Origin of the sequence: Lunatimonas lonarensis (assembly GCF_000390185.1) — a bacterium.
In the GTDB taxonomy this organism is placed as follows: domain Bacteria; phylum Bacteroidota; class Bacteroidia; order Cytophagales; family Cyclobacteriaceae; genus Lunatimonas; species Lunatimonas lonarensis.
The window spans coordinates 1-2,344 of record NZ_AQHR01000024.1 but is presented as its reverse complement, the minus strand read 5'-3'; the positions used below and the strand labels follow the sequence as shown (position 1 = coordinate 2,344).

Here is a 2,344-nt window from a genome sequence, read left to right as displayed (position 1 = left end):
CCGTTAGCTCTGAAAGTAAATGAGTTTCTAATATACGGGATTGCCCATAACGTTTTGCAGCTACCCGAAGGTGGCGATTTCGAAGCACTTCACTGTCAACCAAGCAGAAACTTTAATAGAAGCACAAAGCTTGATTTAACCACTGAACCGCCACTTTTGGGTAGGTGCTGTTGGCAACTGGCTTTTCCTTTATGTCTAAATTTCAATTACGTATGATGTAATTGATTTTAAAATATTTGATTTAGTATTCTTAAATATATAAAAATCAGAGAATGCGTATTGTTTTCCGTTTTGCATTTTCATAATCCCGTTTGATGCTCCTTCTTTTCCGTGTGATAAAATTTGGTCAATTATTAATTCAATAGCCTTTTCAGATTTCATTTTTTCCAATTCCTTAGTAAATCGTTCTTTTCCTTCTATCTTTTTGTCGCCAATGATATCCCATACAATGTCATCTGTTACGCTTTCGATTATAAATTCCACTTTTCCCTCTGCAAAGGCAATATTGAATTCTTTTAGAAATTCCATTTTTGGTGAGTTTCCACAATTTGGACTTGAAATAATTTTTGTCATTTTACCAGAATTTGTTTTCAGTACGATTTTTTTTAAGCTTGTTGCCAACGTGGTTCAGCTTGGAGACGGCGGGCATTCGGAACACCTCTCTTCCAACCTACTCCTAACTTCTTAAAGATACTAAACTTTCAATTTACTTGGAACCGCCCGCTGTCTTCCAAGGTGATGTTGTAAGACGTTTTTATTTCATTCTCGATATCTTCTAAAAAAACTTTATCCATTGGATTTGTATATGGATCAGACATTCTAATTCCTTTTTCATATAGTTGTTTTGCCAACTCCAAGTTAGATTTATATTCAAGTATATCTTTTAGTTTCAAAAATGTTAAAGCCATATAAAACTTGTTTTCGGCTAAATCATTTATTAAAGCTTGTTTTTTAAACATTAACATTGCATTTTCAAGCTGTCCTGTTTCAAAGTACAATACACCAAGGTGTAAATAATCATAAACTCCAACGAAATTCATCTCTTCGTTTTTCGCTATTTGACTTTCAATAATTTCAATAGCCATTTCTTTTTTCCCTAGTCCTTTGTAGCTTAAACCTTTAGCTATATTTAAGTGATATGTTCCATTTTGTGACTGACCTATATCATAGTTAACTGATCTGGATAAGAGTTCAATATCATTTATTGCACCTTCATAGTCACGGAAAAATTGATACCTACACCAACCTCTATAACCCAAGTATTCTTTAGGATTAAATTCAACAGCTTTATCAATTAGCTTTTTCCAAGTTATAAAATCTCCACTTTTTAAATAAGCAATTGATTTAGCCCAATATGCATAGTCAAATGTTGGGTCAATTTCTAATGATTCATCCAAAATTGATTGATATTCCTTACTAAATTGATAATGTTCACTTATCTCCATTGCTTTAACACAAGCATTATATTTTAATGTGTCTCCATAAAATTTGTAAGCTTCACAATTGAGCTGTGCAAAAGCATTTGAAAAGATTATTATCATCAATAATAGGCAAAAACTTTTCTTCATGGCAAGATTTCTAATATGTGACCATCTGATATTTTAAAAACTAAATACATATAATAATCAATAGGAATTCCTTCACTATACAATATTTCCCAGTTTTCAATTCCTTTGGCTATTTCTATTAATTGTGTTATGATTTTACGGTCAAAATTGAAGTCTTCATAATTATTATCTGACTGTAAAATCCTAAATCGACCTGCATGCCCCTCGCAATTCACTATAAAACGTATTCTAATCCATCCATTTTGTTTTTTTTCTGTAACAGGCTCAAAATTTGAATTAAAAGCATTAATTAATTTCTTTTTTTCACCTTTGTAAACGGGCCCCATACCAATGTTGAAATATTGCAGCACTTGATAATCTTCATTGCATAGTTTAAAATCGATATTATCAATTTTACTATCATGCTCAATATCTCCGACCCACCGAAGATATTCCGTCTTTTCAAAAATTTTATTTTCTGAATTACAACCTGAAAGGGTTAATATAAAGACTGGAATAAAAAGTAAATGTTTGTTCATAGTTTTTTATAATGTCTTACAACGTTTTGCCGCTTTGCGTAGTGGCGGATTTTTAGCACAAAAGTTCAATCGAAGAACTGCACTTGAACCTACCACAAAACTGTCATACGAAGCACTGCACCCGCCATTACGCCAAACGGCTGTTGAACAAAAGCTTCGCTAGCCTTACCGGTCCGGAATCCATTCCAATGTACTCATTTTTTCGTTTAATACGGTATACCAAGACATCACTGTCATGACTTTTAAGAAGGAAAATTA

General features: G+C 32.5%; 3 protein-coding genes. All 3 read right to left on the bottom strand.

Annotation, left to right across the window (positions count from 1 at the left end):
- Positions 1-195 precede the first annotated feature (195 nt).
- On the bottom strand, positions 196-573 hold the full coding sequence (locus tag ADIS_RS03575) for a nuclear transport factor 2-like protein (RefSeq protein ID WP_010852956.1): 378 nt from the start codon (positions 571-573) through the stop codon (positions 196-198).
- A gap of 128 nt (positions 574-701) precedes the next feature.
- Positions 702-1,568: a tetratricopeptide repeat protein gene (locus ADIS_RS03570; protein ID WP_010852955.1), complete on the bottom strand. Its 867-nt coding sequence runs from the start codon at positions 1,566-1,568 to the stop codon at positions 702-704.
- The gene (locus ADIS_RS03565) at positions 1,565-2,086 is read right to left on the bottom strand and encodes a hypothetical protein (RefSeq protein WP_035804555.1); all 522 of its coding nucleotides are present in this window, start codon (positions 2,084-2,086) and stop codon (positions 1,565-1,567) included. The genes ADIS_RS03570 and ADIS_RS03565 overlap by 4 nt, the downstream gene beginning before the upstream one ends.
- Positions 2,087-2,344: the final 258 nt, after the last annotated feature.